Source organism: Staphylococcus sp. EG-SA-2, from assembly GCF_017152085.1.
The window spans coordinates 1-4,225 of record NZ_JACYHC010000492.1 but is presented as its reverse complement, the minus strand read 5'-3'; the positions used below and the strand labels follow the sequence as shown (position 1 = coordinate 4,225).

4 protein-coding genes are annotated in these 4,225 nt (G+C 32.6%); 3 read left to right on the top strand and 1 reads right to left on the bottom strand.

What is annotated here, in order from left to right; translation table 11 throughout:
• The coding region (brnQ2, locus tag IDG60_RS07680) for a branched-chain amino acid transport system II carrier protein BrnQ2 (RefSeq protein ID WP_206160591.1) at positions 1-1,157 on the bottom strand (1,157 nt) is incomplete at its 3' end.
• Positions 1,158-1,740: 583 nt separating this feature from the next.
• Between brnQ2 and IDG60_RS07675 the strand changes: the two genes are divergently transcribed.
• The 3 genes from IDG60_RS07675 to IDG60_RS07665 all read left to right on the top strand — a co-directional run.
• Positions 1,741-2,631 carry a 5'-nucleotidase, lipoprotein e(P4) family gene (locus tag IDG60_RS07675; protein ID WP_001033876.1) on the top strand — a complete coding sequence of 297 codons (891 nt, stop codon included), beginning with the start codon at positions 1,741-1,743 and terminating at the stop codon, positions 2,629-2,631.
• Between the two features lie 248 nt (positions 2,632-2,879).
• Positions 2,880-3,929, top strand: a complete 1,050-nt coding sequence (locus tag IDG60_RS07670; protein ID WP_032099357.1) for an ABC transporter permease — start codon at positions 2,880-2,882, stop codon at positions 3,927-3,929.
• A 12-nt stretch (positions 3,930-3,941) separates the two neighbouring features.
• A partial coding sequence (locus tag IDG60_RS07665) for an ATP-binding cassette domain-containing protein (protein WP_206160590.1) occupies positions 3,942-4,225 on the top strand: 284 nt, incomplete at its 3' end.

The following is a 4,225-nucleotide window of genomic DNA, read 5'->3' as shown; positions in this document are numbered from 1 at the left end:
AAACTATTTAGTATTTGTAAAATTGAAATAATCAATGTAATAACAGTTGCGAGTCGATAGGCCCAACTGAATCTGAATGTGCTAAACATGTTAGCAAATGATATCAGTACAAGTGCAATAGACACGGGATATATTAATGTCAACAATGGTACAGCAATTTTTAAAATCATTTCTAAACCAAGTGTTGTAAATAAGAACCCTATGATAGAGAAAATAAGTGCGAATATTTTATAAGAAAACTTAGGTACGTGTTTCTTAGTAAATGTGGCGCAAGCATTGACGAGTCCTATACATGTTGTTAGGCATGCAAGGATAACCGTCATTCCAAATACGAGGTTACCGAACGAACCAAATACTCGTAATGAGTTGTACGTCAATATATCTGTACCATCTTTAAAGTTTCCTGGAGCTGTTGATGCCCCAACGTATGCAAGTGCAAAGTAAATCATTCCAAGTAATATGGCTGCAATAAGACCTGAAAAGCAGACATATTTTAAAATTTTCATGCGATCTGTGAGGCCTTTAAACTTATAACCATTGACAATGACTACGGAAAAAGCTAACGCAGCAACAAGATCCATTGTAAAATAGCCTTCCAAACTTCCTGAAATGAAAGGATGTGTTATATATTTATCCTTAGGTGCACTTAGTGCAGATTCAGGGTTGAAAATGACAGCAATACTTAATAGAGCGACCATTAATAGTAATAATGGTGTTAATAATTTACCTAAATTATCAACGATTTTCGATGGATTTAAACTAATCCAGTAAACGATGGCAAAAAAGATTGCTGCGAATATAATTAAAGTCCATTGGTTATGCACAGGTAAAATGTGTCTTGTACCAATTTCGTACGCGACATTTGCAGCACGTGGAATACCGTAAAATGCTCCGATAGACATGTAAATCACGACAGCAAAAATAAACCCGAACCATGGATGTATACGATTGCCTACACTTTCAACACCTTCATCATAAAATGCAACAACAATAACAGTAATAAAGGGGAGTAATATGCCTGTAAGGGCAAAGCCTAGCATACCAATCCACATATTTTGACCCGCTGTATGGCCAAGAATGGGCGGGAATATTAAATTTCCGGCTCCAAAAAATAGTGAAAATAACATGAGGCCCGAAATAATAACTTGTTTTTTCAATGTAATTTCCTTCCTAAAACTAGATATTCATAATAATTTAAAAAATCTGAAAAATAAAAACGTTCTTACTTTATCTTTAAATGACAATACTATGATTCTATTATTTTATAAAAAAGATTGCAATAATAACGTCTTGCTATTATTGGATAATGACAATTAAAGTGTCGTTTTTATGAATTAAAATAAGTGAAAATAAGTTGGAAATACGTTGGAGCGTTGTGATTTTTATGAGAAATTGTATGAGTGAGGACTGCTATTTATAAAAGGTAAACTATGGATGAGTTTATAGTTGTTCCAATAGGTAAATAAGAGATAGCACACTGTACACATAATGATACGTGGATGAGTGAATATGTCTGATAGGAAGGCCTAGTCACTCAAATGAATTTAAGTTTATTACGTGATAAATCACAAATCTCTCTCATGTGATAGGTCTCCCATTAAATCATGCTTATATGAAATGTTCACATATTTGTTAGCTTTTCAAGAAATAATATTAAATATCTTTTCATAGTATAGCAATATTAAATAAATGCATTTATAATTTTAACTGTATTTTAAATATTAATCATGAGGTGATAAGATGAATAAAATTTCAAAGTATATTGCAATAGCATCATTATCGGTAGCGGTTACAGTTTCAGCACCACAAACGACAAATTCTACAGCGTTTGCCAAAAGTTCTGCTGAAGTTCAACAAACGCAACAAGCTTCTATACCAGCATCACAAAAGGCGAATCTTGGTAATCAAAATATTATGGCAGTGGCTTGGTATCAAAATTCAGCTGAAGCAAAAGCATTATATTTACAAGGTTATAACAGTGCAAAGACACAGTTAGATAAAGAGATTAAAAAGAATAAAGGTAAACATAAGTTAGCTATTGCTTTGGATTTAGATGAAACAGTTTTAGATAATTCTCCATATCAAGGCTATGCATCAATACATAATAAACCTTTCCCAGAAGGTTGGCATGAATGGGTACAAGCTGCTAAAGCTAAACCTGTCTATGGCGCAAAAGAATTCTTGAAATATGCTGACAAAAAAGGTGTCGATATCTACTATATTTCTGATAGAGATAAAGAAAAAGATTTAAAGGCAACACAAAAGAACTTAAAACAACAAGGTATCCCTCAAGCTAAGAAGAGTCATATTTTACTAAAAGGTAAAGATGATAAGAGTAAAGAATCACGCAGACAAATGGTTCAAAAGGATCATAAACTTGTCATGCTATTTGGAGATAATTTATTAGACTTTACAGATCCAAAAGAAGCTACAGCTGAATCTCGTGAAGCATTAATTGAAAAACATAAAGACGATTTCGGTAAGAAATATATCATTTTCCCTAACCCAATGTATGGTAGTTGGGAAGCTACGATTTACAACAATAACTATAAAGCAAGTGACAAAGCAAAAGATAAATTACGTAAAAATGCTATTAAGCAATTCGATCCTAAAACAGGCGAAGTTAAATAATATATGAATTGGACGTCTACATGTACTTAAAGGTATATGTAGGCGTTTTTAAATTGATCCTTAATTTTAAATGTACCGTACAAAAATAATAGACAATTAATTGCATTTTCCATAAATTTGCTTTTAATATAAAAAGTTCGGGTATAATGAAGGATAAGTGTATGTATAACATTACAGAGCGCAACACGACGTACGTGCATCTAAGAATATAAACAATGTTTAAATCATAGTAGTAGGGAGAGAAATGCATGTTTTTAGCTTGGAATGAAATACGGCGCAACAAATTGAAGTTTGGACTAATTATTGGTGTGTTAACGATGATTAGTTACTTGCTATTTTTATTATCTGGATTGGCGAATGGTCTTATCAATATGAATAAAGAAGGTATTGATAAGTGGCAAGCAGAGGCCATTGTTCTAAATAAAGATGCCAATCAAACTGTGCAACAATCTGTTTTTAACAAGAAAGATATTGAAAATAAATACAAGAAGCAAGCTACTTTGAAGCAAACAGGGGAAATTGTGTCTAATGGCCATCAAAAAGACAATGTTTTAGTGTTCGGTGTTGAAAAGTCATCATTTTTAGTTCCGAGTTTAATAGAAGGGCATAAAGCGACTAAAGATAATGAAGTGTTAGCTGATGAAACGCTTAAAAATAAAGGATTTAAAATTGGTGACACATTATCACTATCTCAATCAGATGAAAAATTGCATATCGTAGGTTTTACAGAAAGTGCAAAATATAATGCGTCACCAGTCATTTTCACGAATGACGCTACCATTGCCAAGATCAATCCTAGATTGACTGGAGATAAAATTAATGCAGTTGTTGTACGTGATACAAATTGGAAAGACAAAAAATTAAACCAAGAGCTTGAAGCGGTAAGTATTAATGACTTTATTGAAAATTTACCAGGTTATAAACCACAGAACTTAACATTAAACTTTATGATTTCATTCTTATTTGTCATTTCAGCTACAGTTATAGGCATTTTCTTATATGTCATGACATTACAAAAAACAAGTTTATTTGGCATATTAAAGGCTCAAGGATTTACGAATGGCTATTTAGCGAACGTAGTTATTTCGCAGACGCTCATATTAGCATTATTTGGTACGGCATTTGGCTTACTGTTAACAGGCGTTACAGGTGCATTTTTACCTGATGCAGTACCTATCAAATTCGATGTACTAACATTACTCGTATTTGCAATTGTGTTAATGATTGTCTCTGTATTAGGAAGTTTATTCTCCATTTTAACAATTAGAAAAATAGATCCGTTAAAGGCGATTGGGTAGGAGGTGTAGCAAATGTTGAAATTTGAAAATGTAACAAAGTCATTTAAAGATGGGAATCGTAACATTGAAGCGGTTAAAGATACAAATTTTGAGATAAATAAAGGTGATATTATAGCATTGGTTGGACCTTCTGGCTCTGGTAAAAGTACATTTCTAACTATGGCAGGTGCTTTACAAACGCCGACATCTGGGCACATTTTAATCAATAACCAAGATATTACGACAATGAAGCAAAAAGCATTGGCAAAAGTTAGAATGTCTGAAATAGGTTTTATTTTACAAGCTACAAACCTTGT